Genomic DNA, 24,292 nt, shown 5'->3' with positions numbered 1-24,292 from the left:
TCTTTACCTCATCACTTCATATAATTTTGGCATCGTCTCTTTTACAATACCTTCAAATTGTTTTACTTCTTCCATTGTGTTTTCTGGTGCTAAACTAATACGAATAGCGCTTGCAGCTGCTGCATGCGGCACTCCCATTGACACTAACACTCTGCTCACTTCATTTGCTTTTGAAGAACAAGCAGATTTCGTTGACACATATACACCGTGTTCTTCTAAAGCATGAACGACTACTTCTGGTTTTAAACCAACAAATGATACATTTAAAATGTGCGGTGCTGCATATGCAAGCGACGTGTTAATCGTTACATCTTCCATCTCTTTAAAGAAACGAACAAGCTCTGCTTGTAAACTTTGCAAATGAGCTACCTTTTCTTTCACTTGTTCCATTGTCATGCGAAGTGCTTTCACCATCGCTACAATGCCAGGTAAATTTTCTGTACCAGAGCGATACTTAAGCTCTTGTTGACCACCTGATAAAATCGGATCTAATCTTACGCCATCGCGTACATAAAGAAGACCTGTTCCTTTTACACTGTGGAATTTATGTCCAGATATTGAGCAAAGATCAATATGAGAAGCATATAAATCAAGCGGTACTTTTCCTATCCCTTGTACATGATCTACATGGAATCTTATTTTCGGATGATTCGATAATAACGTTCCAATTTCAGCAACAGGCTGAATTGCTCCAGTTTCGTTGTTCACATGAATAATTGACACAAGAATCGTATCTTCACGAAGCGCTCGTTTCACATCTTCTACCGATACAACACCATGCTCGTTAACCGGTAAGTATGTTACATCAAACCCGAGTTCTTCTAATTGCTTATATGCTTCAAACACAGACGCGTGTTCAATATTTGTTGTAATGATATGTTTACCACGCGAACGATTCCTCATCGCTATCCCTTTAATCGCAAGGTTATTCCCTTCCGTTCCACCTGATGTAAAAATAATTTCAGAAGGTTTAACACGAAGAAGCTGCGCTGCAATCGTTCTTGATTGTGTTAATAGACGCTCTGCCTCTCCTCCAAGCGAATGAATAGAAGAAGGATTACCAAAATATTTCCCAGCAACCGTCACGTACGATTGAAGAGCTTCTGGATATGGCTTAGTCGTCGCACTATTATCAAAATAGATCATCGTTCTTCCCCTTTCAGCGCTATCACATCGTATAATCATATCATAAATACGTGTCATTACGCTAAGACTACGCAAAGGTTCCGTTTTATCTCGATTGGTGAAGGCTAATAATTGGCGAGGATGCCCTCCTATTACAGTTTCACTTTATCCCGCGTTAACGGGCAATAAGACTCTCACCTCAAAATCCAGTTAGAGCAAAGAAGTTAGATGGGAGATTAACTGCCCGTAAATGCCCGATTGGTGAAGGCTAGTAATCAGTGGGGATGAATCTTCCCACCGATTACAGTTTCACTTTATTTTGAAACGAATAACCTTGCTGTATTCCGCTATTCATTATAGCAACATCGCCTGCAAAATTACATAAAAAAACAAACCCTTTTATGAAAGGGTTTGTTCATTGTCTACATATTCAGCTATTTTTTGAACAACGCCAGGTTCAAGTTGCTCTAACACTGAAGCCGCTTGTTCTAAAGCTGCATCGTATTGGTATTCACGGAATAATTTCTCAGCATAATTTAAACTTTCTGCTAGGTTTTCATCATGACTACGGTAACGGTTACCGTACTGAATTAATTTTTCCACTAAATATGCTTGTCCAATTAACTCTTCTGTCATTTCAGCTACACCGTTCACAGTTGTGTATGCTTCTTCTAAACTGCTATTTACAGCGTTCATATTTAACGGCTTCACTTCTAATTGTTCATATACAGCTTGCATTGCCATTTGCCCTCTTTTTAAATCTTCCATAATACTCTCTGGAAGACCTGGCAAATTCGACTTTTGCATAAAGCGTTTCGTTTCGAAAATAATATTTCGCATTTCTTGTAACTTCTCACGTGCTTCAAATTCTTCTTTGCGCATCGCTTGCAGCATTTCTTTATATTCTGCATGAAGTACTTTTAACGTTTCACATTGCTCATAAACCTCTTCTAGTTCCTCACGAATAATAGAGAAGGCAATATCTTGTTCTGCAACGCGTAATTGCAGCATTTCAAAACGTTTCGTTAAAATGTGCATTTGCTTTTCAATTACTTTTTGAGACTCAATGTCTTTATCTTGTAACTGATAGCTTTGTTTCACAAGTTGTGTTTCTGTTTTCGTTTCAATCGTTTCGATACGCATTTCTTCTAAGTCATCGTAAACAGAAAGTGTTTTTTGCTCCACATAATGTCTCGCATGTACTTCTTGTTCCAATTGATCGTAGAAGCCATCTAAACGTGTTTTTAAGTTTTCTACTTTTTCAGCCGCTTCTGTTATATGAAGCTCCTGTATATCCATTAAACATGTTTGTAGTTGTTTCGTCATATCGCGAACTTCTTTAGGGACTTCCAAATAATCTAATACATAACCTTGTCTTACCATATCATTATGTCCGTGTAATAAATCTTCCAGCTGAACTGGTAACGTCGCTTGGCACTCTACCAATAAATCTGGAATTTGGTGAATAATGATTTCTAAATCTGCTAAACCTTCTTCCAAACTAATAACAATTTCTCTCGCTTTTAAATAGTCGCCATTGTTTGTTGCTTCTTCAAAGGTTTTAAATTTCTCAGATTCAGCGTCTAGCATCTCTTCGATTTTCTGCTCTGCTGCTCCATACATATGTCTATGAGCAAGAACACTCTTTTTCATACTACGATATGTATCACGTAACCCTTCAATTTCCGAGCTATTTTTCTCATGGCTTTCTAACAATTGCTGTAATTCATTTAAAATGTCCGTAATACGATTATCAGCGTCATCTAAACCACTTATGGATTCGTTCATCGCATGCTTTGCTTTTCGGAAGGAGAATTGCGAGGCGAATTTTCGCGCTTGCGCTAAATCTTTGTCAGCTTTCGGAAGGGTTGTTGATACAATTTCATCCCATTCTTCACGCCATTTACCAAACAGTTCTTCTGTTTGACCCGTCATGTTTAAATCTTTTACCCGTTTTAATTCATCTGCCACAGGTTTATCTTTTATCTCTTGTTTCCACTGCTCCAGTGCTTCAATATCTTTATATGAACGATTTCTTATCACAAGCTCTATCATGAGCAGCACTAGAATAGAGCTTACTACAATGATAACGATCGTCAGGATAGAATCCATGCAAAAAAGCCTCCTAGTTATATCTCTTTTTTTGTCCGTTCCGTTTATGAAATGGAAGGCATTATGTATAAAAAGGGAATTCCCCTATATTTAACAACTAACAATGTACTAATCATACCATGTAATGGTTTGTTTTTGACCTAGTTTTTTTAAAAATTTCATGTTCCTTTCAATGTGATTGTAATCTTTCTCAATATTCCGCCTACCTCACTACCTATCCTCAAATGATTGTAATAACAAACAATCTTTCGTATGGGATACGAAATAAATTTTCCGCATGAGTGGTGGTTCAACAGAGATTACATGTACATTTCCTTGCCTTACAGACTGCTCTACTGCCCTTTCTGGAAGTAACGTGATACCAAGGCCAGCTTTTACCATTGCAAGCATCGGTTCTGCGTAAGATGTTTCCACAGCTATAGTTGGTTTTACACCTATTTCATGAAACATGTTCATAATCATTTTCCTTACATCACATATTTCTGGATATACAATTAATTTTTCATTGTGCAGCTCTTCTATTTGAATGACTACCTTCTCTTTGTACGGATGATTATTTGAAACGGCACAAACAATTTTCTCTTGTTGCACTTCTTTTATATACGTAACACCTTCTACTACTGAATCGATGAACATCGCGTCAATCTCCCGCGCTTTAAATAAATCTCTTAATACTTCCGTATGACCGATTTGCCATTCCACTTCGAACTCATCACCTAATATATCTTTACATTCTGATATGTAATGCTCCGCTAAACTCGGTAGTATACCAATTGAAAACTTCCGGTTCTCTTGATACCCCCTCATTTCTGTTTTCACTTCATTTATTTGCTCCAAAATCGGTAACATTCTTTTTATAAATAACTCTCCTGCCTCCGTTAACTCTACTCCTTGCGCCGAACGCTTAAGTAAAGTAACCTCTAAATCCGCTTCTAACTTTTGAATTTGTTTACTAAGCGCTGGTTGAGATATATGTAAAATCTTACTTGCCTTTGATAAACTTCGCGTATGCTTCACTTCAATAAACGATCGTACTGCCTCCAAATCCATCGTACACACCTCTAACAAAAAGTTATAACCGTTATAAGAAATCGATATTTCCTCCTATAAACAATTACTCTTTATACTTATTTCATCAACTTACTATAACGAAATGTAAAGGGGAAAGATACTCTTGAACAAAAAACAAATGCTACTCGGATCCTTTCTATGCTTACTCGCCGTCACTGCCTGGGGATTTATGTTTCCTGTAATGGCAAATGCTCTGCAATTTATCGATCCATTCTTCTTCACAACGCTTCGCTATGGATCAGCAGCTATTATTTTTCTTATTTTGCTATTAATTACTGAAGGAAAGACTTCACTCCGCTTAGAAAAAAGAACACTTTCTCTATTCTTTTACGGGACAGTCGGTTTCGCGGGGTATGGTTTTCTCGTTTTCTACGGACAACAACTTGCCGGACCTTCCGGAGCAATCCATGCAGCTATGATTCAATCCCTTATGCCACTGATTGCCTTATCACTGCAATGGATAACGAAAAATCGCCGCCCACAAAACTATACATTCCTTTGTATGTTCGTTGCATTACTTGGTGTTATGCTTGTCATTTCAAAAGGAAATATTGAATTACTATTTGGAGCTGCAAGCCACTTATCAACAAATATATTGATGCTATGCGGCGTTACTTGCTGGGTCATTTATACAAACGGGGGTGCTCGTTTTCAATCTTGGTCACCACTTAGGTACACGACATTAACTTGTTTATTTGGCTCCATTTCACTCATCGTTATTGTTACTTTCTTAACGTACACAAATATAGTTACTATGCCGTCACTGCGTACAGTTGTGAGCGTTCGTTTTGAACTCTTTTATATGTCGATTATCGCAGGCGTTATCGCTGTATTTTGCTGGAATATGGGAAATCGCTATATTTCATCTATTAACGGCATATTATTTATGAATTTAGTTCCTATCCTTGCACTGATTGGTTCTATCTTTCGAGGTTATACAGTCGATAAAATTGAAATCGCTGGAGCTGCATTAACAATTATCGCGCTATTATGTAACAATTTATGGCAAAGAAAAGTAAACATAAAAATCCCCACCTCAGTTCGTTAGGTGGGGATTCTTCACATATGAACAGCTCTTGGCCATTCATGGTACATATTCGCTTTACATAATGCTTGTTCCATCCATTGCTCAATCTCTTTCGTGTACATCTCTATAAAAAATGTCTCAGACGGGAAAGAATGGAGTACTTCTGATATATATTGTGGATATAAAAACGGCATATTTATCATACCTTTTAATTGCGTCATAAACATTGTAAATGATACTTTCTGAAATTCTTGTTTCATTTGTCCTTGTCTAATCATTTGTTCTATATAATATCTTTCTTTAGAAAAATAAACGGTCATCACTTCACGAATTAATGTCGTATCAAGCGAAAGCTCTCGGTAGAAGAAACGTGTTAGTTCTCTATTTTCAAATTGATATCGTAAAATCCCTCGCACCATTTGCACCATCACATCTTTAGCCGACAAATACTCTCTCTGTTCAAACGACATTTCAATCACATGAATATATCCTTCTAAAAAATCAGTAATAAGCTGTTCTAATAAACCTTGCTTCCCAGCAAAATAATATGAAATATTCGCTACATTCACATCCGCTCGCTTTGCAATGTCTCGCACCGACGTTCCATCATAACCTTTCGTATTAAACAACGATATTGCCGCATCAATTACTTTTTGTTTCGTCTGCTTCATGCGCTCACTTCCCTTCAATGAACAGCTATAGTTTAAATTTCTTGACTTTTAAGACAAATTCCTTTAATTTTCTATCGACAAAGTCATGTGAAATACATCGTATTTTGCTAATATTTTACACATCTCGATAAAAAAGGAGCTGTTTCCATGTTTACTAAAGAAAGTTATGCAGGATCTCGCGTGCAGCAATATGAGACAGTAATTAAACAACTGGATGCGTTATTAACTGGCGAATCAAACGTAGTCGCAAACTTATCAAATGCGTCCGCATTATTAAACCAATTTTTAGATCGCGTTAATTGGGTTGGCTTTTACGTAACAGAAGGAAATCAGCTTGTCCTTGGACCGTTCCAAGGAATGCCTGCTTGCGTACGCATTCCATTTGGACGAGGCGTTTGCGGCGTAGCAGCTGAAACGAAAACAACGCAGCTTGTAGCGGACGTTCACCAATTCCCAGGTCACATCGCTTGCGATAGTGCTTCTAATTCGGAAATCGTTGTACCGATTGTGAAAGAAGGAGCTGTCATTGGTGTACTGGACATTGATAGTCCTGAAAAAAATCGTTTTGATGAATTAGATCAGCGCTATTTAGAAAAGTTTGTGGAAACACTCCTAAAACATATGTAAAAAGAAAAGAGCGAGTTATCGATTTAGTACGTCCTGTACAAAACCGATAGCTCACTCTTTTTTCATTGATTAACAGTAGATATTTTCTTTAATGCCTGCTCTAAATCAGAAACGATATCCTCCCACGATTCTAAACCGACCGATAAGCGTATTAAATTATCGAAAATGCCCATTTCTTTTCTTAGTTCCGCTGGAATCGCAGCGTGCGTCATCGTTGCTGGATGCTGAATTAACGTTTCTGTATCTCCTAAACTCACCGCAATTGTAATAAAGTGAAGATCATTAATAAACGCTTGCGTCTCTTCTTTTCCGCCTTTTACTGAAAAAGAAATAACACCGCCCCCGCGTTTCATTTGACGAGATGCTAACTCCCCTTCTGGATACCAAACACCTTCTACCGCATCATGTTTTCTTAAGAACGATACAATTTTTTCTGCATTATCACAATGACGATCCATTCTTACTGCTAACGTCTTTAACCCACGTAATAATAACCACGCATCAAACGGCGCCATAATACCGCCGATATCCTTTCGCATCGGGCGAATCTTTTCAGCTAATGCTTTCGTTTTACAAATTGTTACACCTGCTACAACGTCACCGTGACCACCAATATATTTTGTCGCACTATGCACAACAGCGTCACAGCCAAGCTCAAGCGGCCTTTGTAAATAAGGTGAACAAAACGTATTATCAACAATAACAAGTAAGCCTTTTCGCTTCGCAACCCGAATCACTTGTTTTAAATCAATTAATTTCATTGTCGGATTAATTGGTGTTTCAACGAAAATAAGCTTTGTATTTGGGCGAATTTTATTTTCAATATCAACCTCTGTCTCCATATCACAAAACGAATGCGTAATCATAAATTTTTCTTCTAACACTTCTAAAAAACCGTACGTGCATCCGTATAATCCATTTGAACAAATAATATGATCTCCAGCCTTTAAAAAACCGATTAAAGTCGCTGAAATAGCTGCCATACCAGATCCGAAGGCAAGTGCCTCTTCTCCTCCTTCTAACACCGCCATACGTTCTTCAAATAATTTCACAGTTGGATTTCCAAGCCGTGAGTAAATATAAGATGGATCCACTCCCGCAAAACTCGCCTCTCCTTGCTGCGCAGTCTCAAATGTAAATGTAGAAGTTTGAAATAAAGGTGGTGTTAAACTTCCTTTATGTTCCTCAGATGTATAACCGTGATGAATTAACGCTGTCTCCATATGCTTCTTTTTCATAAAAACATCCCCCTTATGTTTTTATTGCCGCATATTCATCCATAAAAATTTGATGAACATTTTCCTTCATTTTATGTAAGCGCTTTATTTGTGTTTCTATCTCTTCTTCTATATTGTTTTAAATTCCTTCTTATATTAATTTCCAAAATTTATATGCATAAAACAAAAACGTACTCGCTTGACGAAACTCTGGGTAAAAGATATAATAGCGTTTGTGTAAAATAAAAAGGCAGCCTTGTAATGTGAGTTTATCGTTTGTATTTTGTTCCTCTACGGAGGTGTATCTCGTAACTCCCTGCTGCTGGAGCGAAGGTACATGAAAACAAAATGCCCGTAAATATCGATTACGTCTGTTTTTATTTTACGTAAATAAAAACATTTTTAAAGGAGGAGTCAACTATGGCTCGTTATACAGGTCCAGCTTGGAAACTGTCTCGTCGTCTTGGAATCTCTCTAAGCGGCACAGGAAAAGAATTAGAAAAACGCCCTTACGCACCAGGTCCTCACGGTCCTAACCAACGTAAGAAACTTTCAGAATACGGTTTACAATTACAAGAGAAACAAAAACTTCGTCACATGTACGGCATGACTGAGCGTCAATTCCGTCGCACATTTGACCAAGCAGGTAAAATGCCTGGTAAGCACGGCGAAAACTTCATGATCCTTCTTGAAGCTCGTCTTGACAACTTAGTTTACCGTATGGGCTTAGCTCGCACTCGTCGTGCAGCTCGCCAATTAGTAAACCACGGTCACATCATGGTTGATGGCGCTCGCGTAGATATCCCATCTTACCGTGTAAAACCTGGTCAAACTATCAGCGTTCGCGAAAAATCTAACAGCCTTGTTGTTGTTAAAGAAGCGATCGAAGTTAACAACTTCGTACCAGAATACTTAACTTTCGATGCTGACAAATTAGAAGCTACTTACACTCGTCACGCTGAGCGTTCTGAGTTACCAGCTGAAATCAACGAAGCATTAATCGTAGAGTTCTACTCTCGTTAATCTCGGTACTCTGAAAAGAGTCGTATTAAAAGCCTTAGGAACCTTGTTAATTCAAGGTTCCTGGGCTTTTTTTATTTATATAAAGCATAAAAAAGAATGTACTGGGGGCAAAAAATAATATGGCTGGCGTGTGTATAGAAATGGATAAGTGTAAGTAAAATAATAAAACCTCTGTAGGTCCGTAGTACATTCATCTTATTAGTAATTAATAATTATTAGCCCTTCTTTCTTTAAAATTGTTCATTGTTCTTTTATCTACATAAGAAGAAACTTTTCCACTTCTAACGCTGAAAAATACCACTTTCCATCTATTTTAAATTTCGGGAAACGTTCATCATAAAAGCAATTTTCTCTGATGGAATTTCCACTCATACATGTTTGTCTACACAATTCTTTCATATCCCAAAACATTTTTCTATGTTCAATATGATCTAGCCGTTTTCGTAACTCTTCTAAGAAAAGTTCTTCAATCTTTTGTTCATCTATTTTAATATCAAGAATGTTGTTATTCACCTTCTTTCATACTTTCATTTTGCTTATTTCGTTGTTCTACTTTCCTTTTTATAATTAGCTCCCGTACAGCTGGTATTAACGGTGTTAAAAATTTCTTCCGCTGTTCCTTTGTAAGGATTACTTTCACCACATACTCATATTCATCACGAATAATTTGTTCTTCACTCATCCTCTATCACATCTTTTCTTTTTATTCCCTTTGTAAGTGAGTATCGTACACAATTTTCCATCTTCCAGAAAAACCTTTCTGTCATAATCCGCCAGAATTTCCTCACGATTTATTCTTTCTACTTTTTCACCAACTTCCCAATATCCAGCACGAAGCAGAAACTCAGAATCCCCTTCTGGAATCGGTAATTCATACCATCTAAAGTTATTCTAGTTACTTCAATACCTTCTCTAATAATCATTTCATCACCCTTTCATTATGAATATGGATAAGTTCGCTTTGAGTTTTATTAATACCCTTACAAAAATAATCAGTTACGTAAACAACTTCTTTGATAAAGAGTTTATGAAAGCATAAAAAAGCCCCCAAACGCTAAGGAATTTATAAAGGAATTTTTTAAAAGTATACGGAGTGGGATTCTCCACAACCGTAATACATGTTTTCATATTGTTAAAACCCTCTTAAGGATGAAATATCTATATATCTTATTTATGTAACTTATGTTATAGTTTCATATGTTAATTAATTACAATTCTTTTTAAAAGGAGTATACGCAATGAAAGCAAAGAAACTAATATGTTTTTTAGCATTACCACTTATGTTAGTAGCGTGGGTAGGATGTTCTAAGAACAATACAGAAGAGAATAAGACTGATAGCTTAAAGATTTCAGAGTCAGAAAAGAAGAAAGACGAGTCAATAGACAAAGAAGCAGATAAGCTAAACAAGGAAAAAGAAGAATTGCTTGCTAAAAAGGAAGAATTGCTTGCTGAAAAGGAAAAATTGCTTGCTGAAAAGAAAGCTAAGGAAGAAAAAGAGGTAACGAAAAAGAAAGAGGATACAGATAAAAATGAAGTCTCAAACGATAAAACAGTAAAAGAAGCTGTAATTGGAGAAGGTAGAACACTAGCTGAGGAAAGAGAGTATAGAGATAAGCAGTTAACTAAAGGTTCTAGTGCATCTTCTCCTTTAGAGAAGTATCAAGAAGATATTAAGGATACTTCTAATGACTTAAAGACGGCAGTTCAATCTATTAAATCCTTAGCTGAAAAAGATGGAACGTGGAAAACAACTCAAACAGGATTAAAGGGAGAATTAAGTAGAGTAAGTGGGAGAGCTAATAGACTAGCAAGTATAGAACCTCCTAAGGAGTATGATTACTTCAAAGTTCAATTAAGAGACGATGCAAGAGCAATTAAACAAATGGTAGACCAAGCATTTATAGCTTTAAATGAAAATGATACTGAAACAGCCAAGTTAAACATAGGTGCTATGATAGATTATGTAGATATAATGTCTTCAACATTGAATGAAATACAAAATGTACAAAATGGAGTTTAAAGGGGTATGTGCCAAAGAAGCAAAATATTGAGATCGGCAAATTACTAGACTCAGAATCAATAACAAGTATTTTAGCTAACTTTGTAGGTGGAAAAACAAAATCAGTTGATTATGATGACGAAAAAGATAAAGATAAAGATGTAGTTATAATTAATAAACTTACATTAGTTGTTTTAGTCACCTAATGCTTCCAAAATGAGGATGAATAAAACATTTCAATAGAAAAGCTGCCAAAGAAACTAAAACCTTTCTCTGGCAGCCTTTATTTATATATATTAAAGTTATTTATTTTCCTCTTTCTGAACATATACATAAGCATCTTTCTGCTCTTTATGTACATCCACCTTCGAATTCTCTGCAAGCTGACCCGCATTTAGCAAAGAAAAAATAATGAGCGCTTCTAGTGACATTTCGTTTTACCACTCCTTTCTAGTTGTTATACATTTATCATACCGCTTACATGTGATTTCCGTATGAACTCGAAAAGGAGATTACAACAAAATGGTTACAAGCATATGAATGCACGTTATAATAACCATAAAATGGGAGGTGGATTCTTTTTGACAATAAATCAAATGGTTCAACTCGGAAGTTCATTTATGCTATTTATTACTTCCGCACTGATGAGTTGGTATCAGGGGAGTAATTTAATAGATAATCCTGATGAATGGAAATATAGCGCTAAGTTTACAAATTACTTTAAAGGCACCGTTTCAAATTACCAAGATATTTATCAAATCGATTTCTTTATATATGCGGCAAAATTTTATCCAACAGCATTTATCGTTATGCTAGTTAGTTTACTTTATATGCTCATATTAATTCTTTATATTCTATTTAAAAGAAAAGATCCGGCGATTTAAATCCATACATAAAAACCCCGAATCATAGACTTTTCAGCCTACAATTCGGGGTACTATTTGTTTACATTCGTTTCTAATTAGTAACGAATTAAGAAATATTTCTTCTTACCGCGGCGAATGATTGTGAATTTACCTTCGATGCGGTCGTTTTCTGTTACAACGTAGTCTAATGCTTGTGTACGCTCACCGTTTACGTAGATTGCGCCATTCGTTACATCTTCACGTGCTTGACGTTTTGATGGAGAGATTTTGCTTTCTACAAGTAAGTCGATTAATACTGTATCTTCTGCAGTACGTTCTACAGATGGTACGTCTTTGAATCCTTGCTCGATTTCGCTTGCAGTCAGTTCTGCTACAGAACCGCTGAATAATGCAGCTGAAATTTTAATCGCTTGCTCTAATGCTTCTTCACCATGAACAAGTTTTGTCATTTCAGAACCTAATGCTTTTTGTGCTGCACGTTTTTCTGGCGCTTCAGCTACTTGCTTTTCAAGCTCAAGAATTTCTTCATGAGATAAGAATGTGAAGTATTTTAAGTATTTAACAACGTCGCGGTCATCTGTGTTAATCCAGAATTGGTAGAACTCGTAAGGAGTTGTTTTCTCTGGGTCTAACCAAATTGCGCCGCCTTCGGTTTTACCAAACTTCGTACCGTCAGATTTAGTAACTAGTGGAATTGTTAAACCGAATGCTTTCGCATCTTCTTCTGATTTACGGATTAATTCAAGACCAGCTGTAATGTTACCCCATTGGTCACTACCACCGATTTGTAGACGGCAATTATGTTGCTGATATAAGTTTAAGAAGTCGTATGATTGTAAAATCATGTAACTAAACTCAGTGAATGAAATACCAGTTTCTAAACGAGATGCTACTGTATCTTTTGCTAACATATAGTTTAAACCGAAGTTTTTACCGATATCGCGTAAGAATGAAATTACATCTAAGCTACCAAGCCAGTCGTAGTTGTTAGCCATCGTTGCTGGGTTGTCCACGTTTTCAAACTCTAAGAAGTTTGAAAGTTGGTTTTTAATGCTTTCTGTGTAGTAAGCAACTGTATCTTTCGTATTTAATGTACGTTCTGCTTTTTTACCACTCGGGTCACCGATCATACCAGTACCACCGCCAACAAGTGCGATTGGTTGGTGACCAGCTAATTGGAAACGACGTAACATTAATACTGGTAACATATGACCAATGTGTAAGCTATCCGCTGTCGGGTCGAAACCACAGTATAATTTAACGCTTTCTTTTTCTAATAATTGCTCAAGGCCCTCAGCATCTGTTTGCTGATTAATTAGACCGCGAAATTCAAGATCTTGTAAAATACCCATATCCTACATACTCTCCTTTAAGTTCATTACTGGCGTGAAGGTTGAAAACATAAAAAAATCGCCCCTTCAAATAAGGGACGATTTTGATTATCGCGTTACCACCCTAGTTGCAGGCAAAAAAGCCTACCACCTTATTTACATAACGGCTTAGCACCGTCTTTTCCCTTTTGAATAAAATTCAATCGAAAAAAGATGCTCTAGGGGCGTAATTCGCGATCATCTATGTGCTGATTTTCACCGGCCATCAGCTCTCTAAAACAGGGAAATGATCACTACTTCTCCCTTTCCACGCTCAATTATTCATATACTTTTCTTTATACCATCATTTATATAGGCATGTCAAATAGAGGTCAGGTTTCCCTTCTTGTCAATCCTTTACAACACCATAAAGAGTATCGTAATAAGAGAAAGAATTGGAACCCCAACTAATAACGATACATGAAACACAATCGATAAATCATTCCCAATGGTCGCCTCCACAGGATCTTTCGCTGGGGAACCAAGAAACCCGATTAATCGATCGAATCGACTTACCGTTTTTGGAAAGTCTGGTATTTCTACATGATCACTATCTAAATGTTGCTTTAACTTATATTCACTCTTAAAGGGATTTTCGCTCAATTTCGTCCACCTCCAGCAATTGTTTCAATTTCTTTATCCCGTTATGAAGTCTCGATTTCACCGTTCCAATCGGAATGTTTAATATCTCTGCAATTTCTTTTTGCTGCATGTCATGATAATAAGAAAGGATTAGGACCGCTCTTTGCTCTTCTGGAACTTTCAAAATTGCTTCTCTTACTGTGAGCCGATCTTCGTGAGAAAATTCTTTTTCCGGAATCGGCACTAAAAATGGCAAAAGCGTACGCCACTTTTTTCTCCTATTTAATTTATTAATCATAAGACGATAACCAATTTGAAATAAATACGTTTTTATTTTACCTTTTTCAAGTTCATACATATGTTTCTTACGCTCTAGCGTCAAAAACGTATCTTGCACAAGATCGATACTTAATTGTTCATCTCGGTTAAATCGATATAAAAATGTGTATAGCGCTGGTTTGATTAAAACATATAGTCTTTCTCCCGCTTGTTTATCTCCACTTTGATACGCAAGCATGAGCTCCTCCTCAATCCCAATCTGCGCCATGATTTTTGATCTCCTTTATTCCTTTTAACGTTAATGAAATACGGGAAATTAAATATGCAATCGCAATAAAAATCCACAATTGTGATTGATTTGTAAAAAATTGCACATATGGGTTTTGAATCGTAAATCCCATAGTAACTAAAGTATTTAACGCTTGCACACATATGCATGCATACAACGCAAGGCAGATAGAAATAGTGTCAAATACATTCCAGCGAAAATACACTTTTGTTTTTGTAAAATCAATTTTATATCCATTTTTCCGTACTATATGTTTTCTATCAAATGGAATAATGATTGAAAACATAACACCCATTATAACTCCAGCTGTAAGCATTGATACTCTATATCCAATTGGTATCGGTAAGAAAAGACCACAAGAAAATACAACTATAATTCCAATTACAGCAAAAGTAAGAAGTAATTTATTAGACATATAAAAGCCTCCCTCATCTATTCTTTCATAAATGTATACAGACGAGGAAGGCACTTCGTTCAAATATTATTTTAGTTTTTTTATAATCTTTGCAGGATTCCCGCCAACTACTACATTATTAGGCACATCTTTCGTTACGACAGCACCAGATGCGATCACCGCATTGTCTCCAATTGTTACACCTGGATTAATAATTGCTCTTCCGCCAATCCATACGTTATCGCCAATTGTAACTGGTTTTCCGTATTCTGATCCGCTTATGCGCTCTACCGGATCAAGCGGGTGCGTTGCTGTATAAATGTGAACACCTGGAGCTAACATACAGTTCACTCCGATTGTTACTGGACATACATCTAAAATGGTACAGTCAAAGTTCGCGTAAAAATTTTCACCCACATGAATGTTATAGCCGTAATCACATCTGAAAGAAGATTCAAGATGAATGTTATCTCCAGTCGTTCCGAATAGTTCTTTTACGATTTCGCTACGCTCTTTTAATTGTACTTCTGGCGTTTCATTTAATTTTCTCGTTAATATACGAGCTTGCTCCCTCTCTTGAACTAAAACTGGATCAGCTGGTATGTACATTTCACCTAGTATCATCTTTTCTTTTTCTGTTTTCATCATACTATCCCCTTTAACTTATATATATAAGTTCATGATATCATAAAAAAGAAAGGCCTGAACATTTTTCGTTCAGACCTTTCTCTCTTAATCTTCCATCGTTGATAAGTCACCTGTTGGTAAGTTTAACTCCCACGCTTTTAATACGCGGCGCATAATTTTACCACTTCTCGTTTTCGGTAATTTATCTCTAAATTCAATTTGTCGTGGCGCTGCATGAGCTGCTAGGCCTTTCTTTACAAATTGACGAATTTCTTCTTTTAATTCATCAGATGGTTCGTATCCTGCTCGAAGTGCGATAAATGCTTTAATAATTTCGCCGCGCACCGGATCAGGAATACCAATTACACCAGCTTCTGCAACAGCAGCGTGCTCAATTAATTTACTTTCTACTTCAAACGGACCAACGCGCTCACCTGACGTCATAATTACATCGTCAATACGCCCTTGGAACCAGAAGTATCCATCTTCATCCATATAGGCAGAGTCACCTGATACGTACCAATCTCCCGGCATGAAATAAGATTCATATTTTTGCTCGTTATTCCAGATCCCACGCATCATAGATGGCCAACCTTTCGCAATTGCTAAGTTACCCATTGTGTAAGGAGGCACTTCATTTCCTTCATTATCAACAATCGCTGCTTTCACACCTGGAATTGGTTTACCCATTGAGCCTGGACGGATTTCCATACAAGGGTAGTTACAAATAACTTGTCCACCTGTTTCTGTCATCCACCACGTATCATGAATACGAAGTCCAAATGCGTTCATACCCCAGCGAATTACTTCTGGATTTAACGGCTCACCAACGCTTAATACGTGGCGCACTTGTGATAAGTCATATTTTTTAATTGCGTCTTGTCCAGCTCCCATTAACATACGGAATGCTGTTGGTGCGCTGTACCAAACCGTCACACCGTAATCTTGCAGTGCTTCATACCAAGCTTCTGGACTAAAGCGTCCACCTAAAATAACGTTTGACGCTCCAACTAACCACGGTGCGAAAATACCGTAAGCTGTTCCAGTTACCCAGCCCGGGTCAGCAGTACACCAATATACATCGTCTTCTTTTAAATCTAATACCCACTTCGCCGTTTGATAGTGCTGAACCATTGCGTTTTGCGCATGAAGCACACCTTTTGGCTTACCAGTAGAACCAGACGTGTAATGTAGAATCAAGCCGTCTTCACGGCCTAACCATTCAATATGTAATTCTTTTGAAGCTTGTTCAAATAAAGGATTGAACGCTACCGTTTTACCGCCTTCTTCTACATTATCTCCAACAAGGAAAACTGTTTTTAAAGCCGGTAAATCATTTAATGGTACGCGCTCTAACAATTCAGGCGTTGTAATTAACACCTTTGCTTCGCTATCTTCTAAGCGATCGCGAACTGCGCCTTCCATAAATGCTTCAAATAGCGGTCCAACAATTGCTCCTAATTTCACTGCACCTAAAAGTGCGAAATATAACTCTGGAGAACGTGGCATAAAAATAAAAACGCGATCGCCTTTTTCTACATCGCCATAATTCTTAAGGACGTTTCCTGCTTTATTAGAAAAATCCTTCATTTCCTTAAATGTATATTTCTCTTTTCGCGATCCATCTTGATAATAAAGAGCTACTTTATTCTTTCGATCGGATTTCGCATGCTTATCAATTGCCTCATACGCCATATTTACTCGGCCTGTTTCATTCCAAGTAAAGTTTTTATTAACCTCTTCCCAGTTAAAATTCGCGTATGCCTCATCATAATTCGGCAAATTATTTTCTCCTTTAATGACAGGAAGCGTTTCTACTTTCATACTTTACATCCCCCTCCTATGTATTCTATTATCTATTATAATGACATTATTTAAAATTTTCAGTATATTTGTTGATTTTTAGACAAATTTTTAATGACAAATTTCGATTCACATCGCATATATTATAAAGTACGATATTAATAGATTCACAAACCCTCAAGGTGGTGAGCAATACATTGATTCATAAAAAAATATATAATGCTAGAAACTTAAAAACGGCGAAAGGCACTTTAATTATTGAAGGTCCTGTCTCTACACATAACTTAGAAATGTATGAGTTTCATCCAGACTTAATTGCGTTTCGTCCTGCCGAGCAACAATATAAAGCAATTGTCGAAATTTCTAAATTACCAGAAGCTCGTCTCATTATTGCTAGACATGACCAAACAATTGTTGGATATGTTACATACTTGTATCCTGATCCACTTGAACGATGGTCAGAAGGAAAAATGGAAAACTTAATTGAGCTTGGGGCAATTGAAGTAGTCCCAGCCTTCCGCGGGAGTTCTGTCGGAAAGAACTTACTAGAGGTTTCTATGATGGACGATTATATGGAAGATTACATTATATTGACGACTGAATATTATTGGCACTGGGATTTGAAACAAACAGGATTGAATGTGTGGGAATACCGAAAAGTAATGGAGAAGATGATGAATGCTGGCGGGTTACAATGGATGGCTACAGACGATCCTGAAATTTGTTCACATCCTGCCAACTGTTTAATGGTCCGCATCGGTAAACGCGTTGATACGGATTCTATTCAAGCTTTTGATCGTCTACGTTTTCACAATCGTTTTATGTATTAATAAAGGGGGCAACTGGAATGATTGTAGAAGAAATTATGAATCAAAATGTAGTTACATTGCATCCAAACGATACAATCGAAACAGCAATCCGAACGATACGCACGAAAGGCATTCGGCACATTCCAATTGTCGATCAAAATAATCACGTCGTAGGCATTATTTCTGATCGGGATGTAAGAGATGCAAGTCCGTCTATTCTAGATGAACAAGTTTCAATCGATATGCTACAGCAACCGCTCGAACTTATTATGAAACATCCTGTTATGACTTGCCATCCTCTCGATTTCGTTGAGGAAATTGCTACTTTATTTTTTGAAAATAAAATTGGCTGTCTTCCTGTTACAAAGGCCGGGAAGTTAGTTGGAATCATTTCTGAATCTACAGTACTGCACACATTAGTAAAATTAACAGGAGCACATCAACCAAGTTCGCAAATTGAAATTCAAGTAAAAAACGAACCTGGTATTCTTGGAAAAGTCGTTGCTATTTTTAGTGATTTACAAATAAATATCGTGAGCGTTCTCGTCTACCCAGCAAAAGACGAGAATGATAAAGTACTCGTTTTCCGCATTCAAACGATGAATCCTCTAAAAGTGATTGATGCACTTGAAGCAGAAGGTTACCGCGTATTATGGCCAAACATCATGGGGATGCAAGCATGAGTAGCGCGTTTATTTATTCGGATGACTTTCGGGGCTATTCATTTAGCCCTGATCATCCTTTTAACCAACTGCGCGTCACACTTACGTATGATTTATTACAAAAGGGCGGTTTCATCTCTCCCTCTCAAATCATCTCACCACGGATGGCTACAGATGAAGAGATCGCCTACGTTCATACAGAGGAGTACATAAATGCGGTAAAACGTGCTGGAGAAGGAAAGTTAGAAAAATCAATTGCAATGACATATGGACTCGGAACAGAAGATACACCGATGTTCCCAAATATGCACGAAGCAAGCGCATTGCTCGTTGGCGGTACGTTAACAGCTGTCGATGCTGTTCTTTCCGGAAAAGTAAAACACGCACTTAATTTGGGCGGCGGCTTACATCACGGCTTTCGCGGCAAAGCATCTGGCTTTTGTATTTATAACGACAGTTCTATCGCAATAAAATATATTCAAAAGAAATACGGTTTACGCGTCTTATATATTGATACAGATGCTCATCACGGTGATGGCGTACAGTGGTCGTTTTATGATGACCCTAACGTATGCACCATTTCACTGCATGAAACTGGTCGTTATTTATTCCCTGGAACTGGCGCTGTAAACGAACGTGGCCAAGGTAATGGTTATAGTTATTCTTTTAATGTTCCACTCGATGCTTTTACAGAAGATGAATCGTTCTTAGAATCATATCGAACTGTTGTAACAGAAGTTGCAGCGTACTTTAAACCGGATATTATTTTAACGCAAAATGGTGCTGACGCACATTATTATGACCCACTTACACATCTTTGTGCGACAATGAATATTTACCGCGAAATACCGAAGCTCGCTCGTGAAATTGCTAATGAATATTGCGAAGGTCGCTGGATCGCTGTCGGCGGTGGCGGCTATGACCATTGGCGTGTCGTACCAAGAGCATGGGCACTCATTTGGCTCGAAATGAACAACATCCAAAACATCTCAGGTTATCTCCCTCCAGAATGGATTGAAGCTTGGAAAGGACAAGCAGAAACAGAACTTCCCCTCACATGGGAAGATCCAGACAACATGTATAAACCTATCCCCCGTAAACCAGAAATTGAAGAAAAAAACGCATTAACTGTAGCGAAATCCCTTGAAATTATTCGGAATAATATGACAAAATCTTTATACTAAACGAAAAGGAGGCTCGTTTTTGAATAGCCTCCTTTTATTTAAAGCTTGCTATTATTGTCGTTTTCTGTCGGTAAGTCGATATATTTTAATAATCGCTGATATATTCCGAGTTACGCCGATATATTTTGATAATCGCTGATATATTCCGAGTTGCGCCGATATATTCTAATAATCGCTGATATATTTTCATTTTATAACAGTCTGGCCCAACTTTTATGAGAAAAGGTCGTGATATTATGTGGACACAACAAATAATCAACACGAAACGCGGTACATTTGAACTCTTTACAAAAGGAAATGGCGAATCGCTTTGTATTACACATCACTATTCACAATTTAATGAAACTGGTGATTACTTTGCGGATGTTTTTACTGCTACGCATCGTGTATTTCTCATTAATTTACGAGATACTGGTCGCTCTGTAACCGCCCAGTCAGAAAACGAATTAAGCATGATTGAAACAATCCACGACTTAGAAGCAATACGAGAAGCATTACAACTTCCAACATGGCATTTCGCCGGTCATTCAACAGGTGGTATGCTTGGACTTTTATATGCGATTACATATCCAAATTCCTTACAATCATTAGTCGTAGCAGGAGCTGCAGCAAGTAACTATACCGAAACACCATTTTGCATTTATCACCCAGCACATCCACAGTTTCATTATATGCAAAAACACATCGAAAACTTAAAAAGCCCTCACCTTACAAGTGAAGAACGAAAAGAACTATCTACTGAGAGAACAAAATTATCATTGTATAAACCAGAAAACTACAACTCTTATTTTTGTAAACCAATCAATAAAACAATGTCCGTTAGCCGGATGAACGCTTTCGCCAATGAATATCCTTCATTTGATTTAAGAGAGTATTTACCTTTCATCCAAACAAAGACACTTATTATATGCGGAAGATATGATGTGCAGTGTCCAGTTCAATATTCTATCGAGATACATGATGGGATACGTAACTCTATCTTCATTCCATTCGAAAACAGCAACCATTATCCTTTTTTAGAAGAAGCGACCCTGTTTACTTCTACTACTCAAATATTTTATAAATCGTTACGCCAGTACCGTTATTATTAAGGAAAGCTCACAGTCTCTATAAGACTATGAGCTAAATTTTCAGAAGAAATATTTCGTACTATATAAAAATAAAAGATAAAAGGAAAAGAGCACCAAACCTACATCAAACAACACTGACTTTTTATCTCCTTCTTTTAAACCTATCGTAATATTAAAAATGCTTCTAACTATCCAACCTAATACTAAAAATAACCAGCCGAAATGATCATTTGTATAATCTTTATCATAAAACATTTGTATTGCACCAATAATTAATAAAATAATTATAATATTAGTTCCAATCCTTAAGACCTTGTTTGATTTATTATCTTGTAATGTATCTCCCAAAATGTAGCACACCCTCTCATGCTCTACTATGTTTTATCTCTCTTTATATCTTAACACAAATTACCTATTATTTCCTTTTGACAAATAACATAAAAAACCTGCCAATTACTCGGCAGGTATATTACACGTTAAAACGATAACCAGCTCCCCATACTGTTTCAATATATTGCGGGTGAGCAGGATCTCTTTCAATTTTTTCACGTAGCTTTCTAATGTGGACGACAACAGTGGCTAAATCACCAGCGGAATCTAATCCCCAAATGCGTTCAAATAACTGTTCTTTATTTAATACTTGGTTTGGATGTGTAACAAAGAATGTTAATAAATCAAATTCCTTCGTTGTAAACGCAACTTCTTCATTGTTTATAAAAACTTTTCTCGCTCGTTGATCGATAGAAATTCCGTGAATATATAACGTATCACGTTGCTTACTTACATTTCCTAATAATCTTTCATAACGGGCAATATGTGCTTTTACTCTTGCGACTAATTCACTCGGGCTAAACGGTTTCGTTATATAATCATCCGCTCCTAATCCGAGTCCGCGAATTTTATCTATATCTTCTTTTTTTGCTGAAACAAGTAGAATCGGAATATCTTTTACAGCACGTATTTGTTTACAAATTTCGAATCCGTTCATTTTCGGAAGCATAATATCTAAAATAATTAAATCATAGTCTTCTTGCAGAGCTGTTTGTAAACCTATTTCTCCTGAATGCTCTACATCAACTTGGAAATCATTAATTTCTAAATAATCTCGCTGTAATTCTGCAATACTTACTTCATCTTCTATTAATAAAATTCTTTTCAATTTACTCACCACATTCCTCTACTTTTTCCAATGAGAAGAAAATGCTTGTGCCTTTACCAAGCTCGCTTTCCGCCCAAATTTCCCCGCCATGTTCTTCAACAATTTGCTTCGCTATTGCTAAACCAAGTCCACTTCCACCTGTGCTAGAATTCCGCGATTGCTCTGCACGATAAAAACGTTCAAAGATATACGGCAATGTATCAGCTTCTATACCTGATCCGTTGTCCATCACTTTCACAATAACTTTATTATTATCACTCGATACTGTTACAGTAATTTTCTTCTCTTCTTTATCCATGTATTTCACACTATTATGAACTAAATTTGATATCACTCTATTTATTTTTTCACAATCAGCCGTTACATATAGTGTTGATGCATGTAATTGTAAGTTAACTTCTATACCTTCTTTACTTAAATCCATCTGCATCTCTTCTATTAATTCTTGCATAAACGTATTTAATTCAACTGTTTCAAACTGGAATGGAACTCGATTCAAATCGAGCTTCGAAAACAAAAAGAGTTCATCAATGAGTGTGTCCATATGTTTTGCCTTCGTATGGATAGTTGTTAAATACTTATCCATTTTTTCTGGCGTATTTGCTACCCCGTCCTTTATTCCTTCTACATATCCTATAATTGATGTAATCGGTGTTTTTAAGTCATGAGAGATGTTTGAAATAAGCTCTTTTCGATTTTCTTCATACTGTGTTTGCATCTCTATCGATTCTTTTAATCTCTTCCTCATTTCCTCAAACCCTTGATTTAATTGCCCTATTTCGTCGTGTGATGTAATTGGTATTTGAAAATCTAAATTTCCTTCTTTAATTTTCTCCGTTGCGCCTTTCAATACAAAAATTGGTTTTATTACACTTCTTGAAACGAGGTAACTTAATAATCCAATGAGTAAAATGGCTAGTAGTAAAAGCGATACGAATAAGATTGGAAATAATTTTTGTGTAAGATCTACAAATGAACTTTGCTTTTTTAATACAAATATACTTCCCTCTTCTTCCTGAGGAAAATAAAAATCAAACTTTACATATCGATAAAATGTATCGCCTAGTTCCGTTGTACCACGACTATTAATATTTGCTGATTCAAATTTCGGAAGGGCTTCTTTTAAAGATACACTTTCAAATACGTTTGAAGCATATGAAAGTGTTTCTCCTTTTCTTACTACTATTTTCACACCCTCTTTTTCTATTGCTGAGACAAACGACTCATCTAGCAATTGAGATTGATGCTGTTTGGCTGCTGACTTCAACTCAAGATAGGCATTCTCTTCTTCTGGTGTAAGCGGCTTTTGAATGTAAGAACTTTTATAGAAATTTTTCACTGCTTCCAAGTCACCTGTTATCGAAAAAACGATTAAAAATCCCGCGACTAATATAAGCGTAATGGAAACGAGGATAACAGCAATATAAGAAAATAAAAACCTTGTTTTAATAGACATATCTTAAATCCTCACTTTATCAAACCTTATTATTTATAAGCATAAAAATATATGTTCAATTACTCAAGCGATTTTATAGTAATTTTAGCGTCAGTTTATAAAAATTTAATGTTCCTATTTTACAGTTGAAATTAGGAGGTTGAAATTCCATGTTCAAAAAAACATTCAGTATGATATGTTGCGTAATTTTTTTACAAGGATGCTCGCAAGAACAAGAAGTAAAAAAGGAGATGATAAACATGGAGACTGCACTACTAGCAGCCACTGAAAAAAATGAAACGAATACTGTTATATCTTTACTAAAACAAGGCGCAAATATAAATGCGACGGATAGTCAAGGACGCACTCCGCTTATGATTGCTACATACAAAAATGATGTAAAAACCGCAAAGGCACTTATCGAAGCTGGTGCTGACGTAAATATCCAAGATGACATGAAAAATAATCCCTTTCTATACGCCGGTGCGGAAGGTTACTTAGACATTTTAAAATTAACAATTGATGCTGGTGCAGATCCTACGATTACAAATCGTTACGGCGGAACAGCTCTTATCCCAGCCTCAGAACATGGCTATATTGACGTTATAAAAGAACTCCTCACTCGAACAAATATTGATGTAAATCATGTAAATAACCTGGGATGGACAGCTTTAATGGAAGCCATAGTACTAAGTAACGGAAACGAAACACAGCAACAAGTCATTCGCCTTCTTATTGAGCACGGTGCAGATGTAAATATTCCAGACAATGATGGTGTTACCCCGCTAGAGCATGCTCGCACTCATCACTTTGAGGAGATAGAGAAGATTTTGTTAGAGGGGAATAAGTAAAAAATGTACTAAAAAATCCGAAGCGCTCATCACTTCGGA

General features: G+C 36.7%; 28 protein-coding genes, 1 pseudogene and 1 other annotated feature. Of the genes and pseudogenes, 11 read left to right on the top strand and 18 right to left on the bottom strand.

Features of this window, described 5'->3' with window-relative positions; translation table 11 throughout:
* Positions 1-3 precede the first annotated feature (3 nt).
* From QCI79_RS18475 to QCI79_RS18465, 3 genes are all read right to left on the bottom strand, one after another.
* Positions 4-1,146: a cysteine desulfurase family protein gene (locus QCI79_RS18475; protein ID WP_000638992.1), complete on the bottom strand. Its 1,143-nt coding sequence runs from the start codon at positions 1,144-1,146 to the stop codon at positions 4-6.
* Positions 1,147-1,524: 378 nt separating this feature from the next.
* Complete coding sequence (ezrA, locus tag QCI79_RS18470; RefSeq protein ID WP_000377299.1) at positions 1,525-3,237, bottom strand: septation ring formation regulator EzrA; 1,713 nt, start codon at positions 3,235-3,237, stop codon at positions 1,525-1,527.
* A 210-nt stretch (positions 3,238-3,447) separates the two neighbouring features.
* Positions 3,448-4,287 (bottom strand): LysR family transcriptional regulator, encoded by an 840-nt coding sequence (locus QCI79_RS18465; protein ID WP_000362530.1) that lies wholly within the window; start codon positions 4,285-4,287, stop codon positions 3,448-3,450.
* Between the two features lie 124 nt (positions 4,288-4,411).
* On the opposite strand from QCI79_RS18465, the gene QCI79_RS18460 reads away from it, so the two are divergent.
* Complete coding sequence (locus QCI79_RS18460; RefSeq protein WP_002101415.1) at positions 4,412-5,356, top strand: DMT family transporter; 945 nt, start codon at positions 4,412-4,414, stop codon at positions 5,354-5,356.
* Positions 5,357-5,367: 11 nt separating this feature from the next.
* Here QCI79_RS18460 and refZ read toward each other — a convergent pair whose 3' ends face one another.
* Positions 5,368-6,006 (bottom strand): forespore capture DNA-binding protein RefZ, encoded by a 639-nt coding sequence (refZ, locus tag QCI79_RS18455; protein WP_000814921.1) that lies wholly within the window; start codon positions 6,004-6,006, stop codon positions 5,368-5,370.
* Between the two features lie 147 nt (positions 6,007-6,153).
* Here refZ and QCI79_RS18450 point away from each other — a divergent pair, with 147 nt between their 5' ends.
* Positions 6,154-6,633, top strand: a complete 480-nt coding sequence (locus QCI79_RS18450; RefSeq protein ID WP_000494337.1) for a GAF domain-containing protein — start codon at positions 6,154-6,156, stop codon at positions 6,631-6,633.
* Between the two features lie 62 nt (positions 6,634-6,695).
* Here the strand turns inward: QCI79_RS18450 and megL are convergent, their stop codons facing one another.
* Complete coding sequence (megL, locus tag QCI79_RS18445; RefSeq protein WP_000726606.1) at positions 6,696-7,871, bottom strand: methionine gamma-lyase; 1,176 nt, start codon at positions 7,869-7,871, stop codon at positions 6,696-6,698.
* Positions 7,872-8,270: 399 nt separating this feature from the next.
* Between megL and rpsD the strand changes: the two genes are divergently transcribed.
* Entirely contained in the window at positions 8,271-8,873 is a 603-nt protein-coding gene (gene rpsD / locus QCI79_RS18440; protein ID WP_000135317.1) for a 30S ribosomal protein S4, read from the top strand.
* A 255-nt stretch (positions 8,874-9,128) separates the two neighbouring features.
* On the opposite strand, the gene QCI79_RS18435 is transcribed toward rpsD, so the two are convergent.
* From QCI79_RS18435 to QCI79_RS18425, 3 genes and pseudogenes are all read right to left on the bottom strand, one after another.
* Positions 9,129-9,386 (bottom strand): hypothetical protein, encoded by a 258-nt coding sequence (locus tag QCI79_RS18435; protein WP_001063531.1) that lies wholly within the window; start codon positions 9,384-9,386, stop codon positions 9,129-9,131.
* Positions 9,379-9,555 carry a hypothetical protein gene (locus QCI79_RS18430; protein ID WP_001288257.1) on the bottom strand — a complete coding sequence of 59 codons (177 nt, stop codon included), beginning with the start codon at positions 9,553-9,555 and terminating at the stop codon, positions 9,379-9,381. The genes QCI79_RS18435 and QCI79_RS18430 overlap by 8 nt, the downstream gene beginning before the upstream one ends.
* A pseudogene (locus QCI79_RS18425) lies at positions 9,552-9,796 on the bottom strand (hypothetical protein). The gene QCI79_RS18430 and the pseudogene QCI79_RS18425 overlap by 4 nt, the downstream one beginning before the upstream one ends.
* A gap of 315 nt (positions 9,797-10,111) precedes the next feature.
* Between QCI79_RS18425 and QCI79_RS18420 the strand changes: the two are divergent.
* Positions 10,112-10,894: a DUF6376 family protein gene (locus QCI79_RS18420; protein WP_000644808.1), complete on the top strand. Its 783-nt coding sequence runs from the start codon at positions 10,112-10,114 to the stop codon at positions 10,892-10,894.
* A gap of 8 nt (positions 10,895-10,902) precedes the next feature.
* Complete coding sequence (locus QCI79_RS18415) at positions 10,903-11,079, top strand: hypothetical protein (RefSeq protein WP_002101421.1); 177 nt, start codon at positions 10,903-10,905, stop codon at positions 11,077-11,079.
* A 96-nt stretch (positions 11,080-11,175) separates the two neighbouring features.
* On the opposite strand, the gene QCI79_RS18410 is transcribed toward QCI79_RS18415, so the two are convergent.
* A complete protein-coding gene (locus tag QCI79_RS18410; protein ID WP_000050944.1) occupies positions 11,176-11,304 on the bottom strand; it encodes a hypothetical protein in 129 nt (42 codons plus the stop codon).
* Positions 11,305-11,469: 165 nt separating this feature from the next.
* On the opposite strand from QCI79_RS18410, the gene QCI79_RS18405 reads away from it, so the two are divergent.
* Positions 11,470-11,757, top strand: coding sequence for a YjdJ family protein (locus QCI79_RS18405; RefSeq protein ID WP_113623466.1), 288 nt, complete (start codon positions 11,470-11,472; stop codon positions 11,755-11,757).
* A 77-nt stretch (positions 11,758-11,834) separates the two neighbouring features.
* On the opposite strand, the gene tyrS is transcribed toward QCI79_RS18405, so the two are convergent.
* The 6 genes from tyrS to acsA all read right to left on the bottom strand — a co-directional run bounded on the left by tyrS (position 11,835) and on the right by acsA (position 17,104).
* Complete coding sequence (gene tyrS / locus QCI79_RS18400) at positions 11,835-13,091, bottom strand: tyrosine--tRNA ligase (RefSeq protein WP_000512092.1); 1,257 nt, start codon at positions 13,089-13,091, stop codon at positions 11,835-11,837.
* Between the two features lie 70 nt (positions 13,092-13,161).
* Positions 13,162-13,389 (bottom strand) — a binding site (T-box leader).
* 77 nt (positions 13,390-13,466) lie between these two features.
* Entirely contained in the window at positions 13,467-13,712 is a 246-nt protein-coding gene (locus QCI79_RS18395) for a hypothetical protein (protein ID WP_001293778.1), read from the bottom strand.
* Positions 13,693-14,238 (bottom strand): RNA polymerase sigma factor, encoded by a 546-nt coding sequence (locus QCI79_RS18390; RefSeq protein ID WP_000057201.1) that lies wholly within the window; start codon positions 14,236-14,238, stop codon positions 13,693-13,695. Before QCI79_RS18390 ends, QCI79_RS18395 begins: the two co-directional genes overlap by 20 nt.
* Positions 14,219-14,674 (bottom strand): hypothetical protein, encoded by a 456-nt coding sequence (locus QCI79_RS18385; protein ID WP_000066457.1) that lies wholly within the window; start codon positions 14,672-14,674, stop codon positions 14,219-14,221. Before QCI79_RS18385 ends, QCI79_RS18390 begins: the two co-directional genes overlap by 20 nt.
* Before the next feature lie 66 nt (positions 14,675-14,740).
* Positions 14,741-15,301, bottom strand: coding sequence for a maltose acetyltransferase domain-containing protein (locus QCI79_RS18380; RefSeq protein WP_002101427.1), 561 nt, complete (start codon positions 15,299-15,301; stop codon positions 14,741-14,743).
* Positions 15,302-15,385: 84 nt separating this feature from the next.
* Positions 15,386-17,104, bottom strand: coding sequence for an acetate--CoA ligase (gene acsA, locus QCI79_RS18375; RefSeq protein ID WP_000862048.1), 1,719 nt, complete (start codon positions 17,102-17,104; stop codon positions 15,386-15,388).
* A gap of 176 nt (positions 17,105-17,280) precedes the next feature.
* Between acsA and acuA the strand changes: the two genes are divergently transcribed.
* The 4 genes from acuA to QCI79_RS18355 all read left to right on the top strand — a co-directional run bounded on the left by acuA (position 17,281) and on the right by QCI79_RS18355 (position 20,829).
* A complete protein-coding gene (gene acuA, locus QCI79_RS18370) occupies positions 17,281-17,913 on the top strand; it encodes an acetoin utilization protein acetyltransferase AcuA (RefSeq protein WP_000581388.1) in 633 nt (210 codons plus the stop codon).
* A 17-nt stretch (positions 17,914-17,930) separates the two neighbouring features.
* Positions 17,931-18,575: an acetoin utilization AcuB family protein gene (locus QCI79_RS18365; protein ID WP_000634578.1), complete on the top strand. Its 645-nt coding sequence runs from the start codon at positions 17,931-17,933 to the stop codon at positions 18,573-18,575.
* Positions 18,572-19,738: an acetoin utilization protein AcuC gene (acuC, locus tag QCI79_RS18360; protein WP_000092819.1), complete on the top strand. Its 1,167-nt coding sequence runs from the start codon at positions 18,572-18,574 to the stop codon at positions 19,736-19,738. The genes QCI79_RS18365 and acuC overlap by 4 nt, the downstream gene beginning before the upstream one ends.
* Before the next feature lie 215 nt (positions 19,739-19,953).
* Entirely contained in the window at positions 19,954-20,829 is an 876-nt protein-coding gene (locus QCI79_RS18355) for an alpha/beta fold hydrolase (protein ID WP_003285496.1), read from the top strand.
* A 39-nt stretch (positions 20,830-20,868) separates the two neighbouring features.
* On the opposite strand, the gene QCI79_RS18350 is transcribed toward QCI79_RS18355, so the two are convergent.
* From QCI79_RS18350 to QCI79_RS18340, 3 genes are all read right to left on the bottom strand, one after another.
* Positions 20,869-21,156 (bottom strand): hypothetical protein, encoded by a 288-nt coding sequence (locus QCI79_RS18350; protein ID WP_000502934.1) that lies wholly within the window; start codon positions 21,154-21,156, stop codon positions 20,869-20,871.
* A 121-nt stretch (positions 21,157-21,277) separates the two neighbouring features.
* Positions 21,278-21,967 carry a response regulator transcription factor gene (locus QCI79_RS18345; RefSeq protein ID WP_001986686.1) on the bottom strand — a complete coding sequence of 230 codons (690 nt, stop codon included), beginning with the start codon at positions 21,965-21,967 and terminating at the stop codon, positions 21,278-21,280.
* A gap of 1 nt (position 21,968) precedes the next feature.
* Positions 21,969-23,423 carry a sensor histidine kinase gene (locus QCI79_RS18340; protein WP_000023867.1) on the bottom strand — a complete coding sequence of 485 codons (1,455 nt, stop codon included), beginning with the start codon at positions 23,421-23,423 and terminating at the stop codon, positions 21,969-21,971.
* A gap of 149 nt (positions 23,424-23,572) precedes the next feature.
* Between QCI79_RS18340 and QCI79_RS18335 the strand changes: the two genes are divergently transcribed.
* The gene (locus tag QCI79_RS18335; protein ID WP_000474111.1) at positions 23,573-24,253 is read left to right on the top strand and encodes an ankyrin repeat domain-containing protein; all 681 of its coding nucleotides are present in this window, start codon (positions 23,573-23,575) and stop codon (positions 24,251-24,253) included.
* Positions 24,254-24,292 lie beyond the last annotated feature (39 nt).

Source organism: Bacillus cereus group sp. MG1, assembly GCF_040460035.1.
In the GTDB taxonomy this organism is placed as follows: Bacteria; Bacillota; Bacilli; order Bacillales; family Bacillaceae_G; genus Bacillus_A; species Bacillus_A cereus.
Note: the sequence above shows the minus strand (reverse complement) of the source record. Positions and strands in the feature narration are given on the sequence as shown.

Bases quoted from the DNA above. Each gene is read 5' to 3' on its own strand.
- QCI79_RS18475 (WP_000638992.1), bottom strand. From the start codon at position 1,146: ATGATCTATTTTGATAATAGTGCGACGACTAAGCCATATCCAGAAGCT.
- ezrA (WP_000377299.1), bottom strand. From the start codon at position 3,237: ATGGATTCTATCCTGACGATCGTTATCATTGTAGTAAGCTCTATTCTA.
- QCI79_RS18465 (WP_000362530.1), bottom strand. From the start codon at position 4,287: ATGGATTTGGAGGCAGTACGATCGTTTATTGAAGTGAAGCATACGCGA.
- refZ (WP_000814921.1), bottom strand. From the start codon at position 6,006: ATGAAGCAGACGAAACAAAAAGTAATTGATGCGGCAATATCGTTGTTT.
- QCI79_RS18450 (WP_000494337.1), top strand. From the start codon at position 6,154: ATGTTTACTAAAGAAAGTTATGCAGGATCTCGCGTGCAGCAATATGAG.
- megL (WP_000726606.1), bottom strand. From the start codon at position 7,871: ATGAAAAAGAAGCATATGGAGACAGCGTTAATTCATCACGGTTATACA.
- rpsD (WP_000135317.1), top strand. From the start codon at position 8,271: ATGGCTCGTTATACAGGTCCAGCTTGGAAACTGTCTCGTCGTCTTGGA.
- QCI79_RS18430 (WP_001288257.1), bottom strand. From the start codon at position 9,555: ATGAGTGAAGAACAAATTATTCGTGATGAATATGAGTATGTGGTGAAA.
- QCI79_RS18420 (WP_000644808.1), top strand. From the start codon at position 10,112: ATGAAAGCAAAGAAACTAATATGTTTTTTAGCATTACCACTTATGTTA.
- QCI79_RS18410 (WP_000050944.1), bottom strand. From the start codon at position 11,304: ATGTCACTAGAAGCGCTCATTATTTTTTCTTTGCTAAATGCGGGTCAG.
- QCI79_RS18405 (WP_113623466.1), top strand. From the start codon at position 11,470: ATGGTTCAACTCGGAAGTTCATTTATGCTATTTATTACTTCCGCACTG.
- tyrS (WP_000512092.1), bottom strand. From the start codon at position 13,091: ATGGGTATTTTACAAGATCTTGAATTTCGCGGTCTAATTAATCAGCAA.
- QCI79_RS18390 (WP_000057201.1), bottom strand. From the start codon at position 14,238: ATGGCGCAGATTGGGATTGAGGAGGAGCTCATGCTTGCGTATCAAAGT.
- QCI79_RS18385 (WP_000066457.1), bottom strand. From the start codon at position 14,674: ATGTCTAATAAATTACTTCTTACTTTTGCTGTAATTGGAATTATAGTT.
- QCI79_RS18380 (WP_002101427.1), bottom strand. From the start codon at position 15,301: ATGATGAAAACAGAAAAAGAAAAGATGATACTAGGTGAAATGTACATA.
- acsA (WP_000862048.1), bottom strand. From the start codon at position 17,104: ATGAAAGTAGAAACGCTTCCTGTCATTAAAGGAGAAAATAATTTGCCG.
- QCI79_RS18365 (WP_000634578.1), top strand. From the start codon at position 17,931: ATGATTGTAGAAGAAATTATGAATCAAAATGTAGTTACATTGCATCCA.
- acuC (WP_000092819.1), top strand. From the start codon at position 18,572: ATGAGTAGCGCGTTTATTTATTCGGATGACTTTCGGGGCTATTCATTT.
- QCI79_RS18355 (WP_003285496.1), top strand. From the start codon at position 19,954: ATGAGAAAAGGTCGTGATATTATGTGGACACAACAAATAATCAACACG.
- QCI79_RS18340 (WP_000023867.1), bottom strand. From the start codon at position 23,423: ATGTCTATTAAAACAAGGTTTTTATTTTCTTATATTGCTGTTATCCTC.
- QCI79_RS18335 (WP_000474111.1), top strand. From the start codon at position 23,573: ATGTTCAAAAAAACATTCAGTATGATATGTTGCGTAATTTTTTTACAA.